General features: G+C 68.6%; 22 protein-coding genes and 1 rRNA gene. 17 read left to right on the plus strand and 6 right to left on the minus strand.

Translation table 11 applies throughout. The features are described from left to right. The 5 genes from rrf to ACWPXK_RS21650 form a co-directional block, all read left to right on the plus strand. Positions 1–115: ribosomal RNA gene (gene rrf, locus ACWPXK_RS21630) — 5S ribosomal RNA — on the plus strand; the annotation flags it as partial. A 155-nt stretch (positions 116–270) separates the two neighbouring features. Then, positions 271–585 (plus strand): hypothetical protein, encoded by a 315-nt coding sequence (locus ACWPXK_RS21635; protein ID WP_454198000.1) that lies wholly within the window; start codon positions 271–273, stop codon positions 583–585. A gap of 78 nt (positions 586–663) precedes the next feature. Then, on the plus strand, positions 664–831 hold the full coding sequence (locus tag ACWPXK_RS21640) for a hypothetical protein (protein WP_454198001.1): 168 nt from the start codon (positions 664–666) through the stop codon (positions 829–831). 72 nt (positions 832–903) lie between these two features. Continuing rightward, positions 904–1593, plus strand: a complete 690-nt coding sequence (gene nucS / locus ACWPXK_RS21645) for an endonuclease NucS (RefSeq protein ID WP_454198002.1) — start codon at positions 904–906, stop codon at positions 1591–1593. Between the two features lie 50 nt (positions 1594–1643). Continuing rightward, positions 1644–1949 carry an ATP/GTP-binding protein gene (locus ACWPXK_RS21650; protein WP_454198003.1) on the plus strand — a complete coding sequence of 102 codons (306 nt, stop codon included), beginning with the start codon at positions 1644–1646 and terminating at the stop codon, positions 1947–1949. A 279-nt stretch (positions 1950–2228) separates the two neighbouring features. Here ACWPXK_RS21650 and ACWPXK_RS21655 read toward each other — a convergent pair whose 3' ends face one another. Next, positions 2229–3230, minus strand: coding sequence for a hypothetical protein (locus tag ACWPXK_RS21655; protein WP_454198004.1), 1002 nt, complete (start codon positions 3228–3230; stop codon positions 2229–2231). Positions 3231–3316: 86 nt separating this feature from the next. Next, the gene (mce, locus tag ACWPXK_RS21660; RefSeq protein WP_454198005.1) at positions 3317–3790 is read right to left on the minus strand and encodes a methylmalonyl-CoA epimerase; all 474 of its coding nucleotides are present in this window, start codon (positions 3788–3790) and stop codon (positions 3317–3319) included. Between the two features lie 120 nt (positions 3791–3910). On the opposite strand from mce, the gene ACWPXK_RS21665 reads away from it, so the two are divergent. The 6 genes from ACWPXK_RS21665 to glgB all read left to right on the plus strand — a co-directional run bounded on the left by ACWPXK_RS21665 (position 3911) and on the right by glgB (position 12163). Then, positions 3911–5089 carry an acetyl-CoA C-acetyltransferase gene (locus tag ACWPXK_RS21665; RefSeq protein WP_454198006.1) on the plus strand — a complete coding sequence of 393 codons (1179 nt, stop codon included), beginning with the start codon at positions 3911–3913 and terminating at the stop codon, positions 5087–5089. Positions 5090–5350: 261 nt separating this feature from the next. After that, positions 5351–5719 carry a DUF3817 domain-containing protein gene (locus tag ACWPXK_RS21670; RefSeq protein WP_454198007.1) on the plus strand — a complete coding sequence of 123 codons (369 nt, stop codon included), beginning with the start codon at positions 5351–5353 and terminating at the stop codon, positions 5717–5719. A gap of 61 nt (positions 5720–5780) precedes the next feature. After that, on the plus strand, positions 5781–6623 hold the full coding sequence (locus ACWPXK_RS21675) for a tetratricopeptide repeat protein (RefSeq protein WP_454198347.1): 843 nt from the start codon (positions 5781–5783) through the stop codon (positions 6621–6623). A 403-nt stretch (positions 6624–7026) separates the two neighbouring features. Beyond that, the gene (locus ACWPXK_RS21680; protein WP_454198008.1) at positions 7027–7668 is read left to right on the plus strand and encodes a LysE family translocator; all 642 of its coding nucleotides are present in this window, start codon (positions 7027–7029) and stop codon (positions 7666–7668) included. A gap of 341 nt (positions 7669–8009) precedes the next feature. After that, positions 8010–10013: an alpha-1,4-glucan--maltose-1-phosphate maltosyltransferase gene (locus tag ACWPXK_RS21685; RefSeq protein WP_454198009.1), complete on the plus strand. Its 2004-nt coding sequence runs from the start codon at positions 8010–8012 to the stop codon at positions 10011–10013. After that, on the plus strand, positions 10010–12163 hold the full coding sequence (gene glgB / locus ACWPXK_RS21690) for a 1,4-alpha-glucan branching protein GlgB (protein ID WP_454198010.1): 2154 nt from the start codon (positions 10010–10012) through the stop codon (positions 12161–12163). The genes ACWPXK_RS21685 and glgB overlap by 4 nt, the downstream gene beginning before the upstream one ends. Before the next feature lie 164 nt (positions 12164–12327). On the opposite strand, the gene ACWPXK_RS21695 is transcribed toward glgB, so the two are convergent. Further along, positions 12328–12807 (minus strand): hypothetical protein, encoded by a 480-nt coding sequence (locus ACWPXK_RS21695; RefSeq protein ID WP_454198011.1) that lies wholly within the window; start codon positions 12805–12807, stop codon positions 12328–12330. Between the two features lie 369 nt (positions 12808–13176). Between ACWPXK_RS21695 and glgP the strand changes: the two genes are divergently transcribed. From glgP to ACWPXK_RS21715, 4 genes are all read left to right on the plus strand, one after another. Continuing rightward, the gene (gene glgP / locus ACWPXK_RS21700) at positions 13177–15750 is read left to right on the plus strand and encodes an alpha-glucan family phosphorylase (protein WP_454198012.1); all 2574 of its coding nucleotides are present in this window, start codon (positions 13177–13179) and stop codon (positions 15748–15750) included. Between the two features lie 212 nt (positions 15751–15962). Next, the gene (locus ACWPXK_RS21705; protein ID WP_454198013.1) at positions 15963–17324 is read left to right on the plus strand and encodes an NCS2 family permease; all 1362 of its coding nucleotides are present in this window, start codon (positions 15963–15965) and stop codon (positions 17322–17324) included. A gap of 157 nt (positions 17325–17481) precedes the next feature. Then, the gene (locus tag ACWPXK_RS21710) at positions 17482–18021 is read left to right on the plus strand and encodes a DoxX family protein (RefSeq protein ID WP_454198014.1); all 540 of its coding nucleotides are present in this window, start codon (positions 17482–17484) and stop codon (positions 18019–18021) included. Between the two features lie 137 nt (positions 18022–18158). Further along, positions 18159–18554 (plus strand): RidA family protein, encoded by a 396-nt coding sequence (locus ACWPXK_RS21715; RefSeq protein WP_454198015.1) that lies wholly within the window; start codon positions 18159–18161, stop codon positions 18552–18554. 161 nt (positions 18555–18715) lie between these two features. Here ACWPXK_RS21715 and ACWPXK_RS21720 read toward each other — a convergent pair whose 3' ends face one another. The 3 genes from ACWPXK_RS21720 to ACWPXK_RS21730 form a co-directional block, all read right to left on the minus strand. After that, entirely contained in the window at positions 18716–20764 is a 2049-nt protein-coding gene (locus tag ACWPXK_RS21720; RefSeq protein WP_454198016.1) for an ATP-dependent DNA helicase, read from the minus strand. A 57-nt stretch (positions 20765–20821) separates the two neighbouring features. Beyond that, positions 20822–21388, minus strand: a complete 567-nt coding sequence (gene pncA, locus ACWPXK_RS21725) for a pyrazinamidase PncA (RefSeq protein ID WP_454198017.1) — start codon at positions 21386–21388, stop codon at positions 20822–20824. A 164-nt stretch (positions 21389–21552) separates the two neighbouring features. Further along, positions 21553–22863, minus strand: coding sequence for a nicotinate phosphoribosyltransferase (locus ACWPXK_RS21730; protein ID WP_454198018.1), 1311 nt, complete (start codon positions 22861–22863; stop codon positions 21553–21555). 122 nt (positions 22864–22985) lie between these two features. Between ACWPXK_RS21730 and clpS the strand changes: the two genes are divergently transcribed. Both clpS and aosR read left to right on the plus strand, forming a co-directional pair. Next, positions 22986–23336 carry an ATP-dependent Clp protease adapter ClpS gene (gene clpS, locus ACWPXK_RS21735; RefSeq protein WP_454198019.1) on the plus strand — a complete coding sequence of 117 codons (351 nt, stop codon included), beginning with the start codon at positions 22986–22988 and terminating at the stop codon, positions 23334–23336. A gap of 21 nt (positions 23337–23357) precedes the next feature. Beyond that, entirely contained in the window at positions 23358–23927 is a 570-nt protein-coding gene (gene aosR, locus ACWPXK_RS21740) for an oxidative stress transcriptional regulator AosR (protein ID WP_364335616.1), read from the plus strand. Positions 23928–23942: the final 15 nt, after the last annotated feature.

Consider the following 23942-nt stretch of genomic DNA (forward strand, 5'->3'; position numbering starts at 1 on the left):
CGGCGGCCATAGCGGCGGGGAAACGCCCGGTCCCATTCCGAACCCGGAAGCTAAGCCTGCCAGCGCCGATGGTACTGCACTCGACAGGGTGTGGGAGAGTAGGACACCGCCGGAACATCCTTCACGAAAGGCCCTCGACAACGTCGAGGGCCTTTCGGCATTTTTTCGGGCGCAACTGCTGTTGCGGAGCAACTCAGCAGGAAGACGATTTACGCGGAGCGCGCATAACTGATCACGGACGATGGCGACCGAGCGCGTGACAACGGAGGTATGCATGGTCGTCGCGACGACGGCGCCGCTCGATTCCGGTGCACCAGCGCGATTCTGCACAACCTCCCGAGCGGCCGGGTCTGGACACTGCTGTACGGCGCGTTCGTAATCGGCGACGTCGTGGGAGCCTGGGCCATCATCCCATTGCTGGCCGGTCTGCTCGCCCTTGCCGAACTGCGCTTGGGCGCAGGGCGTTTGGTCCGCGTCTTCCTGGCCTGCCACATCGGCGCCACGCTGCTCGTCGCGGCTGGTTTGTGGCTGGGTGTGGAGGCCGGATGGGTGCCCGCGAGCGTCCGTTGGACCGAGGACGTCTGAGTCGGCTACGGGGCCATTGCACTGGTCGGGGCGCTCGTCGCGCCCGTGCCGCATCGGTGGTGGATTGCTTGGGCCACAGTGTGGTTCGTCGTCGCGGTCGGCGGCGTCCTGATCGGGCAGACTTTCACCCACGTCGGTCACCTGGTGGCGTTCACCATCGGCGTGGCCGCTGGGTTCTTCATGATTCACGCCAGGGCAACCACCCGGCGCAGGCTGACCGGGTCGAAACCGCGCTGCTGGCCGTGAGCGCGATTCTCGCGGCGATGCTGCTCATGGGCTGACCGCAACCGCCGTTCGGCATTCACCTACAGTGCTTGGGTGCGCCTCGTGATTGCTCGCTGCCAGGTCGACTACGTAGGGCGACTCACCGCCCATCTTCCGATGGCCCGCAGGCTACTGCTGATGAAAGCGGACGGCTCGGTGCTCGTACACTCCGACGGCGGCTCGTACAAGCCGCTGAACTGGATGAGCCCGCCGTGCTGGCTGGAGGAACGCAACGGCGACACACAGCTCCCAGAGGGAGCGAAGGCGCTGTGGGTCGTCGCCAACAAGGCCCGGGAAGAACTTCGCATCACCATCGAGGACATCGAGCACGACTCCTCGCATGAGCTGGGGGTCGATCCCGGGCTGGTGAAGGACGGGGTGGAGGCCCACCTCCAGGAGCTGCTCGCCGAGCACGTGCAGACGCTCGGCGCGGGCTACACGCTCATCCGCCGCGAATACATGACCGCGATCGGGCCGGTGGACCTGCTGTGCCGGGACGCCGACGGCGGCACGGTCGCGGTGGAGATCAAACGACGTGGCGAGATCGACGGCGTCGAACAGCTCACCCGTTACCTCGAGCTGCTCAACCGCGACCCCCTGCTGGCCCCGGTAACCGGTGTCTTCGCGGCCCAGCAGATCAAACCGCAGGCCCGCACGCTCGCGGAGGATCGCGGCATCCGCTGCCTCACTCTCGATTACGACGCCCTGCGCGGCACGGAGAGCAACGAATTCCGCCTGTTCTGAAGCCGCGGGGGTGTACGGGCCGCGCGGCGGGCGGGTAATAGGCTTGTCGCATGCCCCGCCGGAAGCCGCCTTCGGATCGCCACGCTGATCGCTCGCGGACCGTTGCGCCGCTCGGGGGCGTGTTCGCGCGGACGGAGTCGGGACCGGACGGTGACGAGACATACGTCGTCCGCACCATCCCGGGCACTCGTGCGATCAAGACCTACCGCTGCCCCGGCTGCGACCATGAAATCGCGCCCGGGGTCGCCCACATCGTCGCCTGGCCCGCCTCCGGCGGCGAGGACGATCGCAGGCATTGGCACCGCGGATGCTGGAACAGCCGCCGCACACGCAGAATCACCCGGCGCTGGTCCTGAACCAAGGCCGGTCCCGCAGGCACTCGGGGGAGCTCAGGAGCGCCACGGCGCTGATCGCCTGGGAGATGTGGGCCCGATGGACGGCAGCGCGGCGAGCGCGCGGCATGGGAGTTCTGATCGAGCCGGCGTACACCGGACGCCTGCCGCTGGTGTACGGCGGTTGCCAATGTCGTTGCGGGCGTGAAGGTCCACTCGCCTGGAATTAAGGAAGGCCGCCCCGGTGGGGCGGCCTTCGGTGAATTCGGTTGAGATACTGCTTCAGTCGCCGTGGGCCCGACGTCAGTTGCTGATGTCGGCGCTCTCGCGCTCGTCCGAGTCGATATCGTCGTCCTCAGTGGCGACCTCGGAAATCGCCTTCTGGCGCGAGCCGGTGACCGACTTGGTGTTGCCGCCGATCGACTTGCGCTGATCCGGAACGCCGTCCAGCAGTTCGCTTTCCCGGTTGACCGCGGCGAGCATCGCGGGCACCGAGTCGAGCTGACCGCGGATACCGAGCAGCTGTGCGAGCACGCGGCCGCGCAGCACGCGCATCTCCTCGGCCAGTTCCTTCGCGTGCGCGATCTTGCGCTCGGAGGTCTGGGTGGCGGAGGTGATGAGGCGGTTGGCCTCGTCGGTGGCGTCCTTGATCCGCTGGGCGGCCTCGGCGCGGCTGGTGGCCTCCAGCTCTTCCATGGCGCGGGTGAGCTTGGTGCGACGCTCGGCCATGGTGGCCTCGAAGTCCTGCTGGGTGGCCTTGCGCTTCGCGTCGGCTTCCTTCGCGATGCGGTCGGCCTCGGCCTGGGCGGCCTCGATGATCTTGGCGGACTCGGTGCGTGCGTTCGCGAGGGTCTGCTCGAATTCGATTTCGAGCGCCTCGCGCTTCTCCTTGGTCTCCGCGAGCAGCGACTCGTACTTGCCACGCATCTCGGTGGCCTGCTGCTCGGCGATCGACACCATTTCCGCTGCCTCGGCCTGCGCCAGGGCACGGACCTCGGACGCCTCATCGGAGGCCAGGCGCAGCATGCGGGAAATGCGGTCGGACATGCCTTCCGCGGTGGTGGGCGGCACCGAGAGTCGGTCGACCTCCTTGCGGAGTTCGTCGATCTCGTCGCGCGCGTCTTCCAGCTGGCTTGCGAGGTTACGTGCTTGTGCCGCAGCGGCATCGCGGTCGGTGGCGGTGACTCTCAGTTCCGCGTCGAAGCGGTCGAAGTAATTACGCACCTCGTCTTGCGCATAACCCTTGCGCACAACGGTGAAGGGCAGTGCAACGAAGCGATTGCGATCGGACTCGGGTGACGACATGGCACACAAACTACAGCCTGAAGACAGCCGATGGTGACTCGACTGCGAATGTCATTCCAACGAGTTTTCTCGACCTGACCTTGATACTAGTGCGTAACATTCGCGTTCGGTTCGACCAACTCGATCAGCACACCGCCAGCATCCTTCGGGTGGATGAAATTGATGCGGGAATCGGCCGTTCCGGGCCGCGGAGCCTCGTACAGCAAACGCAGCCCCTTGGCGCGGAGGTACGCGGAGACGGCGTCGATGTCGGTCACCCGGTAGGCCAGTTGCTGCAAGCCGGGGCCGCTGCGGTCGATGAACTTCGCGATGGTGGAGTCCGCGTCGAGCGGCGCCAGCAATTGCAGGGCGGTCGCTCGGTCCGGTGCGCCGGGCAGCGACAGCATCGCCTCGTGCACGCCTTGCGACTCGTTCACCTCGCGATGGGTCTCGACCATGCCGAGGTTCTCGGCGTACCAGGCCACCGCGGCGTCCAGGTCGGGCACCGCGATGCCGACGTGGTCGACCGCGGTCACGTAGTCCGCGGGGATGAAAGACGACTGATCCGTAACGGTGCTCACCAGTCGAACGTAGCGCGACCTGGCCCAAGACGTGTGGGCCGGACCCGCTACCGTTGAGTAGGAAAACTTGCTCTCGCGCCGCGGGTAGGCGCGGGCAGATCTACGAATGCGAGGCTCGTCGTGACCACTTCCGTGATCGTCTCCGGTGCGCGTACCCCGGTCGGCCGGCTGCTCGGGGGTCTGAAGGACTTCAGCGGCTCCGATTTGGGCGGATTCGCCATCAAGGCGGCGCTGGAGAAGGGCGGCGTCGCGCCCGACCAGGTCGACTACGTGATCATGGGCCAGGTACTCACCGCCGGCGCCGGCCAGATCCCGGCCCGGCAGGCGGCGGCGGCCGCGGGCATTCCCATGGACGTGCCCGCGCTGACGTTGAACAAGGTCTGCCTGTCCGGCATCAACGCGATCGCTCTCGCGGACCAGCTGATCCGGGCGGGCGAGTACGAGATCGTCGTCGCGGGCGGCCAGGAGTCCATGAGCCAGGCGCCGCATCTGCTCGAAAAGAGCCGCGAGGGCTTCAAATACGGTGACGTGACGCTGCGCGACCACATGGCCTACGACGGCCTGCACGACATCTTCACCGACCAGGCGATGGGCGCGCTCACCGAGCAGCGCAACGACGCCGAGCCGGTCAGCCGCGAGGATCAGGACGCGTTCGCGGCTGCCTCGCACCAGCGTGCCGCGGCGGCGTGGAAGAACGGCGTCTTCGACGACGAGGTGGTCCCGGTCGCGGTGCCGCAGCGCAAGGGCGATCCGGTGCTGGTGACCACCGACGAGGGAATCCGTGCCGACACCACGGCCGAGTCGCTGGGCAAGCTGCGCCCCGCGTTCCGCAAGGACGGCACGATCACCGCGGGCACCGCCTCGCAGATCTCCGACGGCGCCGCCGCGGTCGTGGTGATGAGCAAGGAGAAGGCCGAGTCGCTCGGTCTGAGCTGGATCGCCGAGATCGGCGCCGCGGGCGTGGTCGCGGGCCCGGATTCGACCTTGCAAGACCAGCCCGCCAACGCGATCGCCAAGGCATGCGCACGCGAGGGCATCTCGCCCGCCGACCTGGACCTGGTGGAGATCAACGAGGCGTTCGCGGCGGTCGGCATCGCCTCCACCCGCAAGCTGGGCATCGACCCGGAGAAGGTGAACGTCAACGGTGGCGCCATCGCCATCGGCCACCCGCTGGGCATGTCCGGTGCGCGCATCCTGCTGCATCTGGCGCTGGAGCTGAAGCGCCGCGGGGGCGGCGTCGGTGCGGCCGCGCTCTGCGGTGGCGGTGGTCAGGGTGACGCGCTGATCGTCCGCGTCTGACTCTGGGCGGGCGATGTCCCGCGGCTCGGTTTCGCAGACACCGCACGCGTGCTCGGATGGCGGGCGCAGGGTTGGACCCATGCATGCCGCGCAGTCGAGTACCTTCGCGGCAGTTGAATGTCTTCGCCGCTGTCACTCGGAGGGGACGGTGATGGCGGTCGATCGTGCGCGTGTTGGCGGCTTGGGCGGAGTGCCGGAGTGTGATCAGTTCAACTACGACGGTTTGTAGTGCATCCCGGTGAATCCGGCAGAATGGGGCGCATGGGCAATGTCTTCGACCTGAGCACTGTGGCCAAACGGTTTCGGGCTATCGCGGTGCTGGAGGCGATCTCCTGGGTGCTGCTGATCATCGGCATGGTGTTCAAGCGGATTCCCGAGCCGGTGATGTGGCCGGTCAAGGTGTTCGGCATGACGCACGGAATCGTCTTCATCTTGTTCGTGATCACAGCGATCGTGGCCGCGCGCGAGCTGGGCTGGAACGCCAAGACCACCGTGCTGGCGCTGGTGTCGAGCATTCCGCCGTTCTGCACGGTGCTGTTCGAAGTCTGGGCGGTGCGTTCGGGTCAGCTGGGTGAGTTGAGCAACGCCGCATCGGCCGAGTCCGCGGCACCCGCGTCGGCCACGTCGTGACAAACTGGAAGTCGTGAATCGACCAGCCGCACGCCGTCCTTCGCCCGCTGTCGCCGCCGCCATGTCCGGCGCGGTCGATCTGTCCAGCCTGAAGCAGCCCGCGAGTGGCGCGGGCGGTGCGGCCGGCGACTACGCGGTATCCGAGGCCGATTTCGAGACCAAGGTCCTGCGTCGCTCGATGCAGGTCCCCGTGGTGGTGGTGCTGTACTCGCAGCGCAGCCCGGGCAGCGTCGAACTGGTCCGGACGCTGGAGCGTCTGGTGGCCGCCGACGCCGGCGCCTGGGATCTGGCCACCGTCGAGGCCGAGGCCAACATGCGCATCGCCCAGGCGCTGCGGGTGCAGGGCATCCCCACGGTGATCGCGATCGCGGCCGGGCAGCCGCTGGCCGACTTCGAGGGCGCGCAGCCGGAGCCGCAGGTGCGGCAGTGGCTGAACGCGGTGATCGACGCGGTGGCGGGCAAGCTGGAGGGTGGAGCGCCACAGCAGCCCGCCGAGGACCCGCGCTTCGCGGCGGCCGAGGCGGCCTTGGAGCAGGGTGACCTGGCCGGCGCGGAGGCGGCCTACGAGGCCATCCTCGCTGCCGAGCCGGCGAACGAGGAGGCCAAGGGCGCGCTGCGCCAGCTGCGGTTCCTCGCCCGCGCGCAGGAGCTGCCGGAGTCGGCCATCGCGACCGCGGACGCCGACCCGTCCGATGTCGACGCCGCGATCGACGCCGCCGATCTGGAACTGTTCCAGCAGCGACCGGAGGCGGCCTTCGACCGGCTGATCGCGGTCGTCAAGCGGACGTCGGGCGACGAGCGCACGAAGGCGCGCACCCGTCTGCTGGAGCTGTTCGAGCTGTTCGACCAGGCCGAGCCGTTCGTCGTGGCCGCGCGCCGTAAGCTGGCCGCCGCGCTGTACTGAGCCCACGCAACCGCGCCGCTCAGCGTGCCCCAGCGCATGTTCGAGTTGGCTGCGGTTCACGCGGCGTGCGTTCGCGCCGAGCTGTATCGGACGACGGCAGGGCGGCCGCATGCTTCTCGGCGTTGCGGACTCCGGCGCTTCGACTGTTCTGCCGGAGTTCGACCCGCGGGCGCGAGGTCAGCGCACGGCGTTGATGGCGGAGTCGGATGTTTCCCGCCATTGGTCGAGCCATCCCTCGGCATTCCGGGCGAGTGGATCTCTCGGAGTCGTCCCGGCCTGTCCACTAGCGCGACGGCGAGCCGACCGGCGACCATTGGTGCCGCCCCGCGACTTCTCGTGGTGTCCGCGAAGATGGCCGCGGAAACCAATGGCCGGGCCGGGGCGGAACTGGGACCATCGGCTGATGCCGCACTGGATTCACGTTCTTCCCCAATTCCTGCTGGCTTGCCTGGTTCTGGCGGCGCTACCGGGACCGGCGACCGCTCTGTTCCTGCAGCGCTCCGTACGGGACGGGCGCACCGCGGGCTTGGCGGCCGTGGCCGGGAACGAAATCGGCGTGCTCGGCTGGACGCTCGCGGGCGGGGCCGGGCTGTCGGTCCTGCTCGTCGCGAATCGGGCGATGCACACAGCGGTGCACATCGTCGGGGCGCTGGTGTTGATCTGGCTGGGCGTGCAGGCGTGGCGGGGTGCGCGCGGCGGCGACGAGTTCGGTAGCGCGATGACGAAGATGCTCCCGTCGGGCCGTACGCCCGGCTCCGCCTTCCGCGCGTCGTTGGTCTCGATCGCGGCGAACCCCAAGGCCGCTGTCTTCGGGTTGACGATCCTTCCGCAGTTTCTTCCCGCCAGCGGTCCGGTGCTGCCGACCGTCGTGATCCTGGCGCTCATCCAGCTGGTGATCGACACCGCATGGTGCGTCGGCGTGGTGTTGGCCGCCGACCGCGCGGGCACCTGGCTACGCCGGACCGGCATCCGGCAGCGCGTCGAACGCACACTCGCCGCGATACTGGTCGCGCTCGGTCTCGGCCTCGCCGCTGACGCCCGCTGACCGAGCAGCCCACCTCTCGGCGTGTTCAGCCCCACGCGTGCACCTCCGGTCCAGGATTCAGAGGTCGAGCGCACCGCCGGGTCCGCACACAAACGCACACGCTGAACGGGCGGCACCGCGTTAGTGGATACGGGCTGGGTGGACGGGCGTCATCCCTACCCCCGGGCGCAACCGCGCGCCGGACCGGCATTCATCGGGCCGCACGCCCTCCCACGGGCACCCTCGCGGAGCCGTACCAGCCGTACCAGCCCTGCTCACAGGTACCGCGACCACGTGACGAATTCCGCTCTCGAGTACCCGCTGATCCGGTCCGCACCGCGGTCTACCGGTAGGTTGGTCCCGTGACCGGCCGCATCGCTATCGATGACACTGCCCCGTCCATCGCAGGCGGTCGGCCTGCCAAGGCCGTGGTCGGCGAGGTTTTCCCGGTACGCACCGTGGTGTGGCGAGAAGGCCACGACGCCGTCGCCGCCACGCTGGTCGTGAAAGGCCCTGGCGCGTCGCGACCGGCCCGCGTCCGCATGGCGCCGGACCACGAACCCGACGTGTTCAATGCCACGTTCACCCCGAACACTCCGGGCATCTGGACCTACCGCATCGAAGGGTGGAGCGACCCCATCGCCACCTGGCGGTCGGCGATCGAGGCGAAGCTGGCCGTCGGGCAGAGCGCCGCCGATTTGGCCAACGACCTGGAGCTGGGTGCCCGGCTGTTCGAGCGCGCGGCGCAAGCCGTCCCGAAGAAGCAGTTCGAGCGCTTGCGCGCAGTCGCGGCGGCGCTGCGCAGCGCCGAGCAGCTACCCGCGCGGGTGGCCCCGGCCTTCACCGAGGAGGTCGCCGATATTCTGCGCGCCACGCCGCTGCGCGACCTGGTCACCCGCGGCCCGCAGCACACCGTGCACGTCGAGCGGCACCGCGCGCTGTTCGGCTCGTGGTACGAATTCTTCCCTCGCTCGACCGGCAGCCGCGACGCCACCGGCAAGCCGATCCATGGCACCTTCGCGACCGCGGCCGAACAACTCCCGCGTATCGCCGGCATGGGCTTCGACGTGGTGTATCTGCCGCCCATCCACCCGATCGGCGAGGTGAACCGCAAAGGCCGCAACAACGCTCTCACCGCGGAGCCGGGGGATGTCGGCTCGCCGTGGGCGATCGGATCGAAGCACGGCGGTCACGATGCCGTGCACCCCGAACTGGGCACGGAGGCCGATTTCGCCGAGTTCGTGGCGGCGGCGCACCGGCTCGGCCTGGAGGTCGCGCTCGATCTCGCCCTGCAATGCGCGCCCGACCATCCGTGGGTGCGGACCCATCCGGAATGGTTCATCACCCTCCCCGACGGCAGCATCGCCTACGCCGAGAACCCCCCGAAGAAGTACCAGGACATCTACCCGGTCAACTTCGACAACGACCCCGATGGCCTCTACGCCGAGGTGCTGCGCGTAGTGCGGCACTGGATCGGCTTGGGCGTCAAGATCTTCCGCGTCGACAACCCGCACACCAAGCCCGCCGACTTCTGGGAATGGCTGATCGCGAACGTGCGCCGCACCGACCCGGACGTGATCTTCCTGTCCGAGGCGTTCACCCGCCCCGCCCGGCTCTACGGGCTGGCGCGGCGCGGATTCAGCCAGTCCTACACGTATTTCACCTGGCGGGTGGCGAAGTGGGAGCTCACCGAGTTCGGCAACGAACTGGCCGCGAAGGCCGACGAAGCCCGACCGAACCTGTTCGTGAACACCCCGGACATCCTGCACGAGAGCCTGCAGCACGGCGGTCCTGGCATGTTCGCCATCCGCGCGGTGCTGGCCGCCACCCTCGCGCCCACCTGGGGCGTCTATTCGGGTTTCGAGCTGTTCGAGCATCAGGCGGTGCGTCCGGGCAGCGAGGAGTACCTGGACTCGGAAAAGTATGAGCTGCGTCCGCGCCCGTTCGCCGAGGCGCTGGCGCGCGGGGAATCGTTGGAGCCGTGGCTCACCCGGCTCAACGAGATCCGTCGCGCGCACCCGGCCCTGCAACAGTTGCGCTGCCTGCACTTCCACCACGTGGACAACGACGCGCTGCTCGCCTACTCCAAGATCGACCCGGCCAGCGGCGACGCCGTACTGGTGGTGGTGAACCTGAACCCGTTCGCCGCCGAGTGGGGCATGCTCTCGCTCGACCTGCCCGCGATCGGACGTGAGTGGCACGACCACCCGGTGGTGTACGACGAGGTCAGCGGCGAGGAATACCACTGGGCCCAGACCAATTACGTGCGATTGGACCCTGCCCGCGCGGTCGCGCACATCATCACGTTGCCGCCGGTGTCCCAGCAGGCTCGCACCGAGCTGGCCTACCGCAGGACGCTGCGATGAGGCGACGCGACCTCATGCTGCTCGCGGCGGGCACGCACGCCGACCCGCACACCGTGCTCGGCGCGCATCCTCATCCCGACGGCACGGTCGTGCGGGTGCTGCGCCCGCACGCGGAAACGGTGTCGGTGCGAGTGGGTGGCGTCGATCATGCGCTGAAATTGCTGGGCCACGGCGTGTTCGCCGCGGTGGTGCCGTACCCCGATCTCATGGACTATCGCGTCGTGACCACCTATCCGGGCGGTCAGACGATCATCAGCGCCGATGGTTACCGCTTCCTGCCCACGCTGGGCGAACTCGACCTGCATCTCATCGGCGAGGGCCGCCACGAGCGCCTGTGGGACGTGCTCGGCGCGCATCCGCGCCGGTACGCCACCCTGGACGGCGAAGTCGAGGGCACGTCGTTCGCGGTGTGGGCGCCGAACGCGCGCGGCGTCACCGTGATCGGGGATTTCGACGGCTGGAGTGGCAACACCGCGCCGATGCGCTCGCTGGGTTCGTCCGGTATCTGGGAGGTCTTCGTGCCTGGTGTCGGACCGGGCACCAAGTACAAATACCGTGTGCACGGCGCCGATGGACGCACCGTGGATCACGCAGACCCGCTGGCCTTCGCCACCGAACACCCCCCGGCCACGGCTTCGGTGGTCACCGAAAGCAACTACGTGTGGAACGACCACGCCTGGCTCGAGCGGCGCACGGCCACCGACCCGACCCGAGCGCCGATGAGCGTCTACGAGGTGCATCTCGGCTCATGGCGTCCTGGCCTCGGCTACCGGGAACTGGCCGACCAGCTCGCCGAATACGTGCAGGCGGCCGGATACACCCACATCGAATTGCTCCCCATCGCCGAGCACCCGTTCGGTGGCTCGTGGGGATACCAGGTCACCTCCTACTACGCGCCGACGGCGCGCTTCGGCTCCCCCGACGACTTCCGCGCGTTCGTCGACCGCATGCACGCCGCGGACATCGGGGTACTGCTGGACTGGGTGCCCGCGCACTTCCCTCGCGACGAATGGGCGCTGGCCCGCTTCGACGGCACCCCGCTCTACGAACACGCCGACCCGCGCCGCGGCGAGCAACTCGACTGGGGCACCTACGTCTTCGACTTCGGCAGACGCGAAGTGCGCAACTTCCTGGTCGCCAACGCGCGCTACTGGATCGAGGAATTCCACATCGACGGCCTGCGCGTGGACGCGGTCGCCTCCATGCTCTACCTGGATTACTCCCGCGCGGAAGGCGAGTGGGAACCCAACGTGCACGGTGGCCGGGAGAACTTGGAGGCCGTCGACTTCCTCCAAGACCTCAACGACACCGTGCACCGCAACCACCCCGGCGTGGTCACCATCGCCGAGGAGTCCACCACCTGGCCCGGCGTCACCCGCGGCACCGACGTCGGCGGACTCGGGTTCACCATGAAGTGGAACATGGGCTGGATGCACGACACCCTCGGGTTCCTCGGCCGCGACCCCGTGCACCGCAGCTGGCACCACAACGAGATCACTTTCTCGCTGATGTACGCGTGGAGCGAGAGCTACGTGCTGCCGATCAGCCACGACGAGGTCGTGCACGGCAAGGGCACGCTCTGGACCAGGATGCCGGGTGACGATTTCGCCAAGGCCTGCGGCGTACGGGCGCTACTGGCCTACATGTGGGCTCATCCCGGCAAGCAACTGCTGTTCATGGGCCAGGACTTCGGCCAGTTCCGCGAATGGTCGCACGACCGCGGCCTGGACTGGCACGAACTGGGCAACCCCCTGCACCAGGGCATAACCGCGCTGGTGCGGGACCTGAACGCGGTCTATCGCGCCTACCCCGCCCTGTGGAGTCAGGACACCACACCGGGCGGCTACGCGTGGATCGAAGCGAACGACCGCGCCAACAACGTGCTGGCGTTCCTGCGCTACGGCTCGGACGGCTCGGTCGTCGCGTGCGTCTACAACTTCTCCGGATCTATGCACGAGGCCTACCGCGTCGGCCTCCCGCAGGCGGGCCGCTGGCTCGAACTGCTCAACACCGACGCGGTGCACTACAGCGGCTCCGGTATCGGCAACCTCGGCGAGGTGATGGCCACCGACGAGCCATGGCATGACCGACCCGCCTCGGCCACGGTGACGCTCGCGCCGAACACCGCGGTCTGGTTGCGGCCCGCCTGACGATGGGTCGACGTGGCCGCGTGTCAGCCGCGCTGCGGATAGCGCCTGGGTGAGCGAGCCGTTCAGGGTGTCCGATGGGCGTGCGGTCCCCGTTGCTCAGCCTGAGCGGCCGTTGTGCATGGTGGCCGCATCCGGCTCGCTCGCGCCGCACCGCTGTGCAGCGCTTACGGCATTGTGAGGCAGGCAATGCCGAGGCTGATGCCGCTGCCGACGGTCAGCGCCGGCGTGCTCACGGCTGTGGGCGTTCCTTGTGTCGTGGACATTCCTGGTGCCGTGGAGGGTCCTTGTGTCGCGGAGATGGTGTGTTGTCCGGTCGCGGTGGGCGTCCAGGTCGTGGTGGCCTGGTTGCCGGTCACCTGCGCGGGATTCGGCGAGAAAGTTCCTGCGGCGCTGTCGGTGAACGTGACCGGGTCGGAAGATGAAGCACTGTCCATCATGGCTGTCACGCGGTACTCGCAGTTGGTTCCGTAGTTGGCGAAACCGAAGGTCATTCCTTGGGCCGCGTTGACCGATGTGACCGCCGCCCCGGCGTTCGGTGCGACAAGCACGAGTGCGGTCGCGATGGCTCCGATTCCCGTGATGCCTACTCCAGCCCGCGACAAGTGGCGTTTGCGGGCGCGATTCGGGTGTGCTGTCGTCCACATCTTGATCACTCCCGGACTGATTCGGTTGATGCGGCCGGATGGTCCGCACAGCTTGTGGGTTTGCCCCGCGGTCCGGTGTTCACAACCGGTTGCGGGTCTCGATCGGGTAGCGGCATGCCGTACGTCGCGACGATGGCCGGGACTCCATGTGGGCGGAGTTTGCGGCAAACCCGCCGGTGAGCGTCACGTGTCCGTTCCGTGACACGGGCCTCCGCGTTCCGGCCGCACCGGAGACCGGCGACGCGTTCCCTTCGCCGATGGGCACGAGGTAGCCGAGGAGGTGTTCGAGGACACCAGCGATGTCTTCCGACACCCTTACCGCGATGAAGACGGGCTCCGAGGCCGCGGCGAGCCGGTAAGTTTTTCCCAATGAAGGCATTGCGTCGTTTCACCGTCCGTGCCCATCTGCCCGAGCGTTTGGCGGCCCTGGGTGAGCTCGCCACCAACCTGCGCTGGTCGTGGCATCCGCCGACGCAAGACCTGTTCGCCGCGTTGGATCCGCTGCGGTGGCAGGACATGGGACATGATCCGGTCCGGATGCTGGGCGAGGTGCCCGCGGCGCGGTTGGACGAGCTGGCCGCCGATCCGGATTACGTCGCGCGCGTGGACGCCGCGGTCGCGGACCTGCGCGATTACCTTGCGGCGCCGGGCTGGTTCCAGCGGCGCGCGGGGGAGGAGGGAGTGCGCGGCATCGCCTACTTCTCGATGGAGTTCGGCGTTACCGAGGTGCTGCCGAACTACTCGGGTGGGCTGGGCATCCTGGCCGGTGATCACCTGAAGGCCGCCTCCGACCTGGGATTGCCGCTCATCGGCGTCGGACTGCTGTACCGCTCGGGATACTTCCGGCAGTCGTTGTCCGCGGACGGCTGGCAGGCCGAGCACTATCCGGCGCTGGACCCGCAAGGCCTTCCGCTGCGCGCGCTCACCTCGGGTGATTCGCCGGTGCTCATTCACGTGGCCATGCCCGAGGGCAGGGTGCTGCGGGCGCGGGTGTGGATCGCGCAGGTCGGCCGGGTGCCCCTGCTGCTGCTCGACTCGGACATCGCCGAGAACGATCCGGAACTGCGCGCGGTCACCGACCGCCTCTACGGCGGCGACCAGGAGCATCGGATCCGGCAGGAGATCCTGGCCGGTATCGGCGGCGTCCGCGCGGTCCGCGCCTACACGGCGGCGGAAGGGCTGCCCGATCCCGACGTCTTCCACATGAACGAAGGCCACGCGGGCTTCCTCGGCGTGGAGCGCATCCGCGAATTCGTCGCGGCCGGAAGAGATTTCGATGCCGCGCTGGCCGCGGTACGGGCGGGCACGGTGTTCACCACGCACACCCCGGTCCCGGCGGGCATCGATCGGTTCCCGATGCCGATGGTGCGCCGCTACTTCGGCGGGGCGCACGGCGAATCCGAATCCGCGCTGCTACCCGGCCTTTCCGTGGACCGGATCGTGGCGCTCGGACGGGAAGCGGACCCGTCCGTCTTCAACATGGCCCACATGGGTCTGCGGCTCGCGCAGCGTGCCAACGGCGTCTCGAAGTTGCACGGCGAGGTCAGCCGGTCCATGTTCGCCTCGCTGTGGCCCGGATTCGACCCCGCGGAGGTGCCGATCGGGTCGGTCACCAACGGCGTGCACGCCACCACCTGGGCGGCGCGGGAATGGGTGGACAAGGCCCGCGAGCACATCGGCGCGGAGCTGGTCGAGGAGGCGCGCGGCTGGGAACGGCTGCGGGACGTGGATCTCACCGAGCTGTGGTCGACGCGGAACACCCTGCGCGGCATCCTGGTCGAAGAAGTGCGCCGCCGATTGCGCGCGTCCTGGCTGCAGCGCGGAGCGGCGGAGGCCGAACTCGGCTGGATCAACGGGGTTTTCGATCCGAACGTGCTGACCGTCGGGTTCGCGCGGCGGGTTCCGACCTACAAACGCCTCACCCTGATGCTGCGCGATCCGCAGCGTTTGCGCGCACTACTGCTGGACCCGCGCCGTCCGATGCAGATGGTGGTCGCGGGCAAGAGCCACCCGGCCGACGACGGCGGCAAGGCGCTCATCCAGCAGGTGGTCCGCTTCGCCGACGATCCCGAGGTGCGGCACCGGATCGTCTTCCTGCCCGACTACGACATGTCGATGGCTCGCTTCCTGTACTGGGGTTGCGACGTCTGGCTGAACAACCCGCTGCGGCCGCTGGAGGCGTGCGGCACCTCCGGCATGAAGTCCGCGCTGAACGGCGGGCTCAACCTGTCCATCCGGGACGGCTGGTGGGACGAGATGTACGACGGCGAGAACGGCTGGGCCATCCCCACGGCGGACGGCGTCCGCGACGAGCAGCGCCGCGACGATCTGGAGGCCGCCGCGCTCTACGACCTGTTCGAGCGAACCGTCGCGCCGCGCTTCTACGATCGCGACGCGTCGGGCATGCCGGTGCGCTGGGTCGAGATGGTCCGGCACACCTTGCAGACCTTGGGACCGCAGGTGCTGGCCTCGCGGATGGTTCGCGACTACGCGGTGGAGTACTACGCCCCCGCCGCCGCGGCCTACCAGCGGGCGACAGCCGACGATTTCGCGGTCGCGGGCGCGATCGCCGAATACCGCCACCGGGTGGAGGCGGCGTGGCCGTCGGTCAAGGTGATCCAGGTGGACAGCGCGGGACTACCGGACACGCCGGTCATCGGGGCGCGGCTGTCGCTGACCGCGCGCGTCGAGCTCGGCGGGTTGAGCGTCTCGGACGTGGTGGTGCAGGCGGTGCTCGGACGGGTCTCCGCGACCGACGATCTGTCCGACATCACGACCGTCCCGATGACGCACAGCGGGTCCGATTCCGGCGTGGAGCTGTTCACCGTCGACACCCCGGTTCCGCTGTCCGGGGCGGTCGGCTACACCGTGCGCGTACTGCCGCACAACGACCTGCTGGCCTCCGACGCGGAACTGGGCTTGGTGTCCGCACCGAGCGCGTAGCTGTGAGCGATCCGGACCGGCCCGTCGGTCGCGCCCGACGAGAGGGCCAGGGCCGAGTGGACCGCAACCCCGGAGTTCGGCGTCGACACTGGTCCGTCCCGTGGCGTTGATCACGGAAGCGCCGTCGGTGGCCACCGCGAGTTGCCGGAGGCAGTGAATCGTCGGCTACCGTGCCCTGGCATCCCCTCTTTCATTCCGCACTGGAGTCAGCCATGGTCACCGACGTTCTGAACCGGACCCGAGGACGCGTCGACGGGTACTTCGGAGTCCGATCGACCGGCTCGACTGTGCAGCGGGAGCTCATGGCGGGAACGGTCACGTTCCTGGCCATGTGCTACGTGCTCGCGGTGAACCCGGCGATTCTCGGCGACCAGGGCCCGCTGGGCGACAAAGGCATCCCCATGCAGGCCGTGTTCACCGCGACCGCCGTCGCCGCGGTGTTCGGCACGCTGGTGATGGGTGTGTGGGCCCGGTACCCGATCGCGCTCGCGCCGGGGATGGGGCTCAACGCCTTCTTCGCGTACTCGGTCGTGCTCGGCATGGGGATTCCGTGGCAGGTGGCGCTGTCGGGCACGTTCCTGTCGGGCGTCATCTTCTTCGTCCTCGCGGTCACGAAGGTTCGCGAACGCATCCTCAACGCCATTCCGATGCAGTTGAAGCTCGCTGTCGGCGCGGGCATCGGGATGTTCGTGGCGTTCCTCGGGCTGAAGAACGCGGGGATCGTGGTGAACAGCGAAGCGACGCTGGTCACGCTCGGCGACTTCACCAAGGGCACGACGCTGCTCGCGTTGTTCGGGCTGCTGGTGACCGTGGTGTTCCTCGTGATCGGCTGGCACGGCGCGGTGCTCTACGGCATCGTGCTCACCACCATCGTCGGCATCGTCAGCGGCTTGGTCGATCTGCCCAGCGGCGTGCTCGCCGCACCCATGGGGCTCGAGCACACCTTCGGCCAGGCGATCATCCACCTGCCGGACGCCTTCACCGCGCAAATGGCGGTGGTGGTGCTCACCATGCTGTTCGTGGACTTCTTCGACGCCTCCGGCACCCTGATCGGCGTCGCGAATCAGGCCGGACTGCTGGACAAGGACGGCAAGCTGCCGCGCGCCGCCAGCGCGCTGGCCGCGGACTCGGTGGGCACCATGGCGGGCGCCGTCATCGGCACCTCGACCACCACCGCCTACGTCGAGTCCACCGCGGGCGTCTCGGCGGGCGGACGTACCGGGCTGACCGCCGTGACCACGGCGGGCTGGTTCCTGATCGCGATGTTCTGCTATCCGCTCTTCGCGGTGGTGGCAGGGTCGGCGGAGATCACCGCGCCCGCGCTGATCGTGGTCGGCATCCTCATGGCTCGGGCGCTCGGCCAGATCGATTGGGACCGGTTGGAGTACTCGGTTCCGGCGTTCGTCACCATCGTGATGATGCCGCTGACCTACTCCATCGCCAACGGTCTGGCCATGGGCATGCTGCTGTATCCGGTCGTCATGGTGGCGAGGGGCCGGGTCAAGGACGTGCACCCGGCCATGTGGGCGCTGATGGTGGTGTTCCTCGGCTACTTCCTCTTCCTCGCGGAGTAACCTCTCGCTCGCTTTCGCGCTGAACCATCGCACTGACCGGACCGTGGAATAAGCCGAGGGGTTGGGCAGTTGACCCCTTCGTGCGACAATCGGACCGCAGTCCGGTTTTTCGCCGAGGCACCATGTCCGGGAACGACTTGCAGGGATGAGGACCAGCATGACCATCAAATCCGTACTCGAACGCAGCAGTGGGAACACGCAGTTGGATGCGATCTCCACCGACATCGGCTTGCTGATCGTGCGAGTCGTCTTCGGCGGCTTGCTCGCCGCGCACGGCGCGCAGAAACTCTTCGGCTGGTGGGGCGGCCCGGGCTGGCAAGCCAACGCCGACGGCTTCGAACAGATGGGCTACAACCCGGGCAAGATCTTCGGGACGCTGGCGGGCCTGACCGAACTCGGCGGCGGCCTGCTGCTCCTGCTCGGCCTGCTGACGCCGCTGGCCGCTGCCGCGGTGCTCGGCACCATGATCAACGCGATCAACGTCACCTGGGCCGGTGGCCTGCTGACCGGCAAGGGATACGAGATGGGCGTGCTGTTCGCGGCCGTCGCTGCGGGACTGGCGTTCACCGGCTCCGGCAAGATCTCGTTGGACGCGGGACGTCCGTGGGAGCGCCAGGGATTCGTGTGGGGTGCGGGAGCGGTGATCCTCGGGGTCGTGACCGGCGTGCTCACGCTGATCCTGAAGTGGGTGCTCTGAGCCATCGCCTAGTTCGCGGCGCGGTGACCTCGGGTCGCCGCGCCGCGGTCGTTTGTGGCCCACGTCATGTCACACCGCGGCGTGCTGGATCGTCGTTCTGCTGTTGCAGCAGAAGACAACCGAGCAAGGAGATGACGATGGCCGTCGAGATCAGCAACCCCGCCGAACTGCACGACCCGACCGGGTTCGGCTACAGCCATGTGGCAACGGCGCGTGGGGAGTTGGTGTTCATCGCGGGGCAGTACGACTCGGACGCCGAAGGCCATACCACCAGCACGGATTTCGCGACTCAGGTGGACAACGCGTTCGCCAACCTGGGGATCGCGTTGCGCTCGGTGGGATTGGACTTCACCGACGTCGCGCAATTGCGGACGCATATCGTCGACCACGACCTGGACAAGCTGGCTGTGCTCGGCAAGAAGATCGCGGCGATCTGGGGGGACGAGCCGCCCGCGCAGACGCTGACCGGAGTGGCCGCGCTCGCGCTGCCCGGAATGCTGTTCGAAGTCGACGCGGTGGCCGTGCGCGACTGAGAGGTGCCGTCGGACTGAAGGATTCGGTGGTGTCCCCGCGCCGCGTGCAGGGCTTGGCGCGGGGACCGTCGATACGTTCGGTGTGGGAATTGGGGGTCACCGAAGTACCGCCCACCAATCTACTTCCGTCTGGAAATATACACCGGAAGGTGTGTGAGGGATCACACCGTCGCGGCGTCGGCGAGTCGCCGCAGCGCTTTGACCACGACGTCGGGGTCGGCGGTCTCCCAGTAGGGCGGCAGCGACGCGCGCAGATATCCGCCATAGCGAGCGGTGGCGAGGCGGGAATCCAGGATGGCCACCACGCCGCGATCATCGACGCTGCGCAGCAGGCGTCCGGTGCCCTGGGCCAGCAGGAGCGCGGCATGGTTGGCGGCCACCGTCATGAATCCGTTTCCGCCGCGCGCCTGGACGGCACGCTGCCTGGCCGTGAGCAGCGGGTCGTCCGGACGCGGGAACGGGATGCGGTCGAGGATCACCAGGCTCAGTGAAGGTCCCGGCACGTCGACCCCCTGCCACAGCGACAGTGTGCCGAACAGTGATGTCTCCGGGTCGTCGGCGAACTTGCGGACCAGCGCACCCGTGGCATCCTCGCCCTGGCACAGGATGGGTGTCCGCAACCGGTCGCGCAACGCGTCTGTGGCCGCACGCGCGGCGCGCATCGAGGAGAACAGCCCGAGGGTGCGTCCGCCCGCCGCGGTGATCAGCCGCTCGATCTCGTCCAGATACGCGGGCGCCAAGCCGTCGCGCCCTGGCGGGGGCAGATGTTTGGCGACGTAGAGGATGCCGGACTTGGCGTGGTCGAACGGCGATCCGACATCGAGCGAGTTCCAGCGGACGGTATCGGCGTCCGACGGCGCCTCGGCGCCGTTCGCGGTGGCCGGGTCGACGCGGCTGTCCGACTGCGCGGGCAGGCCCCAGGTGGTCGCGAGCCCGTCGAACGAGCCGCCGATCTGCAACGTGGCTGAGGTCAGCACGACGGTGGCGGTGCCGAAGAGCCTGCTGCGCAACAATCCGCCGACGGAGAGCGGGGCCATGCGCAACGAACGGCGCACGACGCCGCGGACCTCGTCGGCCGCCAACCAGATGACGTCGCGGCGGGCGGCCGGATTCGGCTCGTCGAACGCCGTCAGCGCGCGGACCGCGCTGTCGTGCACCTCGTCGATCGCGGCCAGCGCCAGATTGCGGGCCGCGGCGCCCTCCGGATCGCCCTGGGCGGTGGTGGCGCCCGGCGGCGCGAGGGCGGTGCGTGCATTCCGTGCCGCGTCCCGGATCAGGGCCAGTACCGGGGCGACGCCGTCCGGCAGGGTGTCCCACCGCGCGGCGGGCAGCTCGTCCAGCACGGTGTGCCAGGCCTCGGCGGCGCCCTCCAGGCGGTCCACTTCCTGCTCGTCGATGAGTTTGGCGCAACGCCGTGCGGCCGCGCTGATCGCCGAAGGGGCGAGTTCGGCGGTGGCCACACCGGTGACCCGGTCGACCAGTTCGTGCGCCTCGTCGATGACCACCACGTCGTGCTCGGGCAGCACCTGGATGCCGCTGATCGCATCGATCGCGAGCAGCGCGTGATTGGTCACCACCACGTCGGCCTGCGCCGATTCCGTCCTGGCGCGCTCGGCGAAGCAATCCTGGCCGAACGGGCAACGCGACTTGCCCAGGCACTCCCGCGACGACACGCTGACCTGACGCCAGGCGCGGTCGCTCACACCCGGGGCGAGTTCGTCGCGGTCTCCGGTCTCGGTGCCGGAGGCCCACTCGTTGAGCCGCTGCACCTCGCGGCCGAGGCGTGAGATCGCGAACGCGTCGAACAGCTCCGCCTCGGCGGGCTCGTCCTGGATGGCGCTGTTGATCTTGTTCAAGCACAGATAGTTGTTGCGTCCCTTGAGGATCGCGAACCTCGGCGTCCGGCCGAGCGGTCCGCGCAACGCCTCGGCCAGCCGCGGCAGATCCCGGTCGACCAGCTGGCGCTGCAACGCGATCGTCGCCGTGGAGACCACTACCGTGCGACCGGTGCGCACCGCGTGACGCAGGCTCGGCACCAGATACGCCAGCGACTTTCCGGTACCCGTGCCCGCCTGCACCGCGAGGTGCTCCTTGGTATCGATCGCGTGGTCGACCGCCGCGGCCATCGTGACCTGTCCGGCGCGTTCCTTCCCGCCGAGCGCGTGCACGGCGGTGGCCAAAAGGTCGGAAACGGGCGGCAGTTCGGGCACGCGAGCAGCCTACTCGCTGCCTCCGACAGGGCCGGCCGGTCAGCGAGACCGGACGGTCTACCGGCTCATGCTTCCTTCCAGATCGACGCCCGCCCCGCGCATGCGGTCCAGCGCGGCGGTCACGGTGTCCGGTGCGACCCCCGCGGTGAGATCGAGCAGGACGCGGGTGTCGAAACCCTCGATGCGCGCGTCCAGCGCGGTGGCGCGCACGCAGTGGTCGGTGGCGATACCGACCACGTCGACGGCGTCCACGCCGCGATCGTGCAGCCAGTCGGCCAGGCCGGTGCCGTCCTCGGTGGTGCCCTCGAAGCCGGAGTAGGCCGCGGTGTAGGCGCCCTTGGAGAAGACCTGCTGGATCGGGCCGGTGGTCAGGGCGGGGTGGAAATCGGCGCCGGGCGTGCCGACCCGGCAGTGCGGCGGCCAGCTGTCCATGTAGTCGGGCTGGTCGGAGAAATGCGCGCCGGGATCGATGTGGTAGTCGCGGGTCGCGACCACCACGCTGTAGTTCGTCGCCGCGAGGTGCTCGCTGATCCGGGCGGCCACCGCGGCGCCGCCGGTGACCGCGAGCGATCCGCCCTCGCAGAAATCGTTCTGGACGTCGACGATGATCAGTGCTCGGGTCACGATGACCTCCCGCGGTGTGACTGGTGACCTATCGAGATTCTGCCGCTAGGTCGGACGACCGGTTCATCCGACGCGCGGGAAATTCCGGTGGACGCGATGGAAACGCTGGTGTTCGGTATCGGCCTGCCGCTGGTGCGCCGCCTCGCCGAGCGCAGGCGCTGACCTCAGGTGAACGTCGTCACGATGGCCGGTTCGCCCGCCGACAGCTTGAGGCCCTCCCAGGGCAGGCTGATCAGCCCGCGGGCGACCAGGTCGCGGCTCTCGGACAGCGTGGGCAAGTCCTCGACCTGCTCGCCCCCGCGGAGGAGCGGGACGAGGAGCTCACGGGCTTGGAAGCCGTTCGACGGCGGCACCGGTCCGGCCGCCGGGTAGACGATCTCCTCGACGATCGTGCCGGTGTCGCGGGCCAAGCGGATCGCCTTCTTCGTGCCGCCGCGCGACTGTTTGTGACTGCTGCGTTTCGCCACCGGCAACCCGTCCACCTCGACGAGCTTGTAGACCATGCCCGCTGTCGGCGCGCCCGACCCGGTGACCAGCGCCGTGCCGACGCCGTAGACGTCGACCGGTTCGGCGCGCAGCGCGGCGATGGCGTACTCGTCGAGGTCGCCGGAGACCACGATGCGGGTCTTGGTGGCGCCGAGCGCGTCGAGCTGGTCGCGTACCTGGCGGGCCAGCACGCCGAGATCGCCGGAGTCGATCCGGACGCCGCCCAGTTCGGTGCCTGCCACCTCGATGGCGGTCGCCACGCCCTTGGTGATGTCGAAGGTGTCCACCAGCAGCGTCGTTCCGATCCCGAGCGTTCGCACCTGGCTGCGGAACGCTTCGGCCTCGTGCGCCCCGTCGGGACCGCTGTGCAGCAGGACGAACGCGTGCGCGCTGGTGCCCGCGCCCGGAATGCCGTAGCGGCGCACCGCCTCCAGATTGGAGGTGGCGTCGAAACCGGCCAGGTACGCGGCGCGGGCGCTGTCGGGGGCGGCGAGCTCGTGGGCGCGCCGCGAGCCCATCTCGATCATCCGGCGCCCGCCGGCGGCGCTCACCATGCGCGCGCCCGCCGACGCGATCGCGCTGTCGTGGTTGAGAATCGACAGGACCAGCGTCTCCAGCACCACACATTCGGCGAAGCTGCCCCGTACCGAGAGGATCGGGGAGCCGGGGAAATAGAGCTCACCTTCGGCGTAGCCGTCGATGTCGCCGGTGAATCGGTAATCGCGCAACCAGTCGAGGGTTCGCCGATCCGAGAACGGTGCGATCACGGCGAGTTCCGCTGCATCGAAGCGAAACCTCCGCAGCGCCTCGATCAGCCTGCCCGTACCACCCACCACGCCGTAGCGACGACCATTCGGCAAACTTCTGGCGAACACCTCGAAGGTGCACTGTCGCCGCGCCGAACCGTCGGCGAGCGCCGCGGCGAGCATGGTCAGTTCGTACTGGTCGGTCAGCAGCGCCGTGCTCGCGGCGCCGTCACGCAGGTCCACGCAGTCACTGTAGACAGGACGGTCGGGCCCCGGCGGCGGGCATCGTCCCGGTGAACCGCGGAATGCGCGAATCGGGGCTGCGTGGGCTTGTTTATCGGGAGTCGAGTCGTACCCTTGACGTTATGGCCTTGCGCAACATAGTCCGGGGTGACGTCGTCATGGGCGCCGCGAACCCGACAGTGTCGGCGCCACAGGCGACGCCAGAAGCGGTCGAATACACCGAGATTCTGGAGGCGGAGGACCGCCCGTGGGTGACCGTGGTCTGGGACGATCCGGTCAATCTGATGCACTACGTCACCTACATCTTCCAGAAGCTCTTCGGCTACAGCAAAGCGAAGGCGACCGAATTGATGCTGAAGGTCCACAACGAGGGCAAGGCGGTTGTCTCGTCCGGTTCCCGGGACAAGATGGAACATGATGTCCAGCGGCTACACGCCGCGGGTCTCTGGGCCACCATGCAACGGGACGACTGACCAGGACGCTACCCTGACGCCGTGCGTAAGTGGAGCAGGAAGAACTCGCTGAGCGGTCTCAAACTGCGTTCCGAAATGGACGCACGCGAGGCCAACGTGCTTCGTTCGCTGGTGGGCGCGGTCTCCGGGCTGCTCACCGAGCGCGCCGCGTCCGCCCCCGATGACGATCTGGCCGCGCTGACCGGATTGCGGTCCGGCAACACCGTCCCGCCCGAGGATCCGCGGCTGCACAGGCTCCTCCCGGACTTCCACCGCAGTGAGCCCGGCTCGCCGGACGCCGAGCGCGCCGACCTCAACAGCGCGCTGCGCGGCCTGCACGAGCCCGACATCATCGACGCCAAGCTGGCCGCGGGCTCGGTGGTACTGGATACCGTGCCGAGCGCGGGCGGCAAGATCGTGCTCACCCCGGAACAGGCCGACGCGTGGCTGACCGCGCTCACCGACGTACGGCTCGCGCTCGGCACGGTGCTGAACATCGACGCCGACACGCCCGACCATCTCGAGCCCGACGATCCGCGCGCTCCGCACCTGGACGTGTACCACTGGCTGACCTGGATGCAGGACTCACTACTGCAAGCGCTGGCTCCCTGACCGGCTCCGGTGCGA

Source organism: Nocardia sp. Marseille-Q1738, assembly GCF_965283145.1.

Excerpts from the sequence above, each read along its gene's own strand:
- ACWPXK_RS21715 (WP_454198015.1), top strand. The coding sequence starts at position 18,159 with ATGGCCGTCGAGATCAGCAACCCCGCCGAACTGCACGACCCGACCGGG.
- clpS (WP_454198019.1), top strand. The coding sequence starts at position 22,986 with ATGGCCTTGCGCAACATAGTCCGGGGTGACGTCGTCATGGGCGCCGCG.
- glgP (WP_454198012.1), top strand. The coding sequence starts at position 13,177 with ATGAAGGCATTGCGTCGTTTCACCGTCCGTGCCCATCTGCCCGAGCGT.
- ACWPXK_RS21675 (WP_454198347.1), top strand. The coding sequence starts at position 5,781 with ATGTCCGGCGCGGTCGATCTGTCCAGCCTGAAGCAGCCCGCGAGTGGC.
- ACWPXK_RS21635 (WP_454198000.1), top strand. The coding sequence starts at position 271 with ATGCATGGTCGTCGCGACGACGGCGCCGCTCGATTCCGGTGCACCAGC.
- ACWPXK_RS21655 (WP_454198004.1), bottom strand. The coding sequence starts at position 3,230 with ATGTCGTCACCCGAGTCCGATCGCAATCGCTTCGTTGCACTGCCCTTC.
- ACWPXK_RS21650 (WP_454198003.1), top strand. The coding sequence starts at position 1,644 with ATGCCCCGCCGGAAGCCGCCTTCGGATCGCCACGCTGATCGCTCGCGG.
- ACWPXK_RS21710 (WP_454198014.1), top strand. The coding sequence starts at position 17,482 with ATGACCATCAAATCCGTACTCGAACGCAGCAGTGGGAACACGCAGTTG.
- ACWPXK_RS21705 (WP_454198013.1), top strand. The coding sequence starts at position 15,963 with ATGGTCACCGACGTTCTGAACCGGACCCGAGGACGCGTCGACGGGTAC.
- ACWPXK_RS21680 (WP_454198008.1), top strand. The coding sequence starts at position 7,027 with ATGCCGCACTGGATTCACGTTCTTCCCCAATTCCTGCTGGCTTGCCTG.
- ACWPXK_RS21670 (WP_454198007.1), top strand. The coding sequence starts at position 5,351 with ATGGGCAATGTCTTCGACCTGAGCACTGTGGCCAAACGGTTTCGGGCT.
- glgB (WP_454198010.1), top strand. The coding sequence starts at position 10,010 with ATGAGGCGACGCGACCTCATGCTGCTCGCGGCGGGCACGCACGCCGAC.
- ACWPXK_RS21695 (WP_454198011.1), bottom strand. The coding sequence starts at position 12,807 with ATGTGGACGACAGCACACCCGAATCGCGCCCGCAAACGCCACTTGTCG.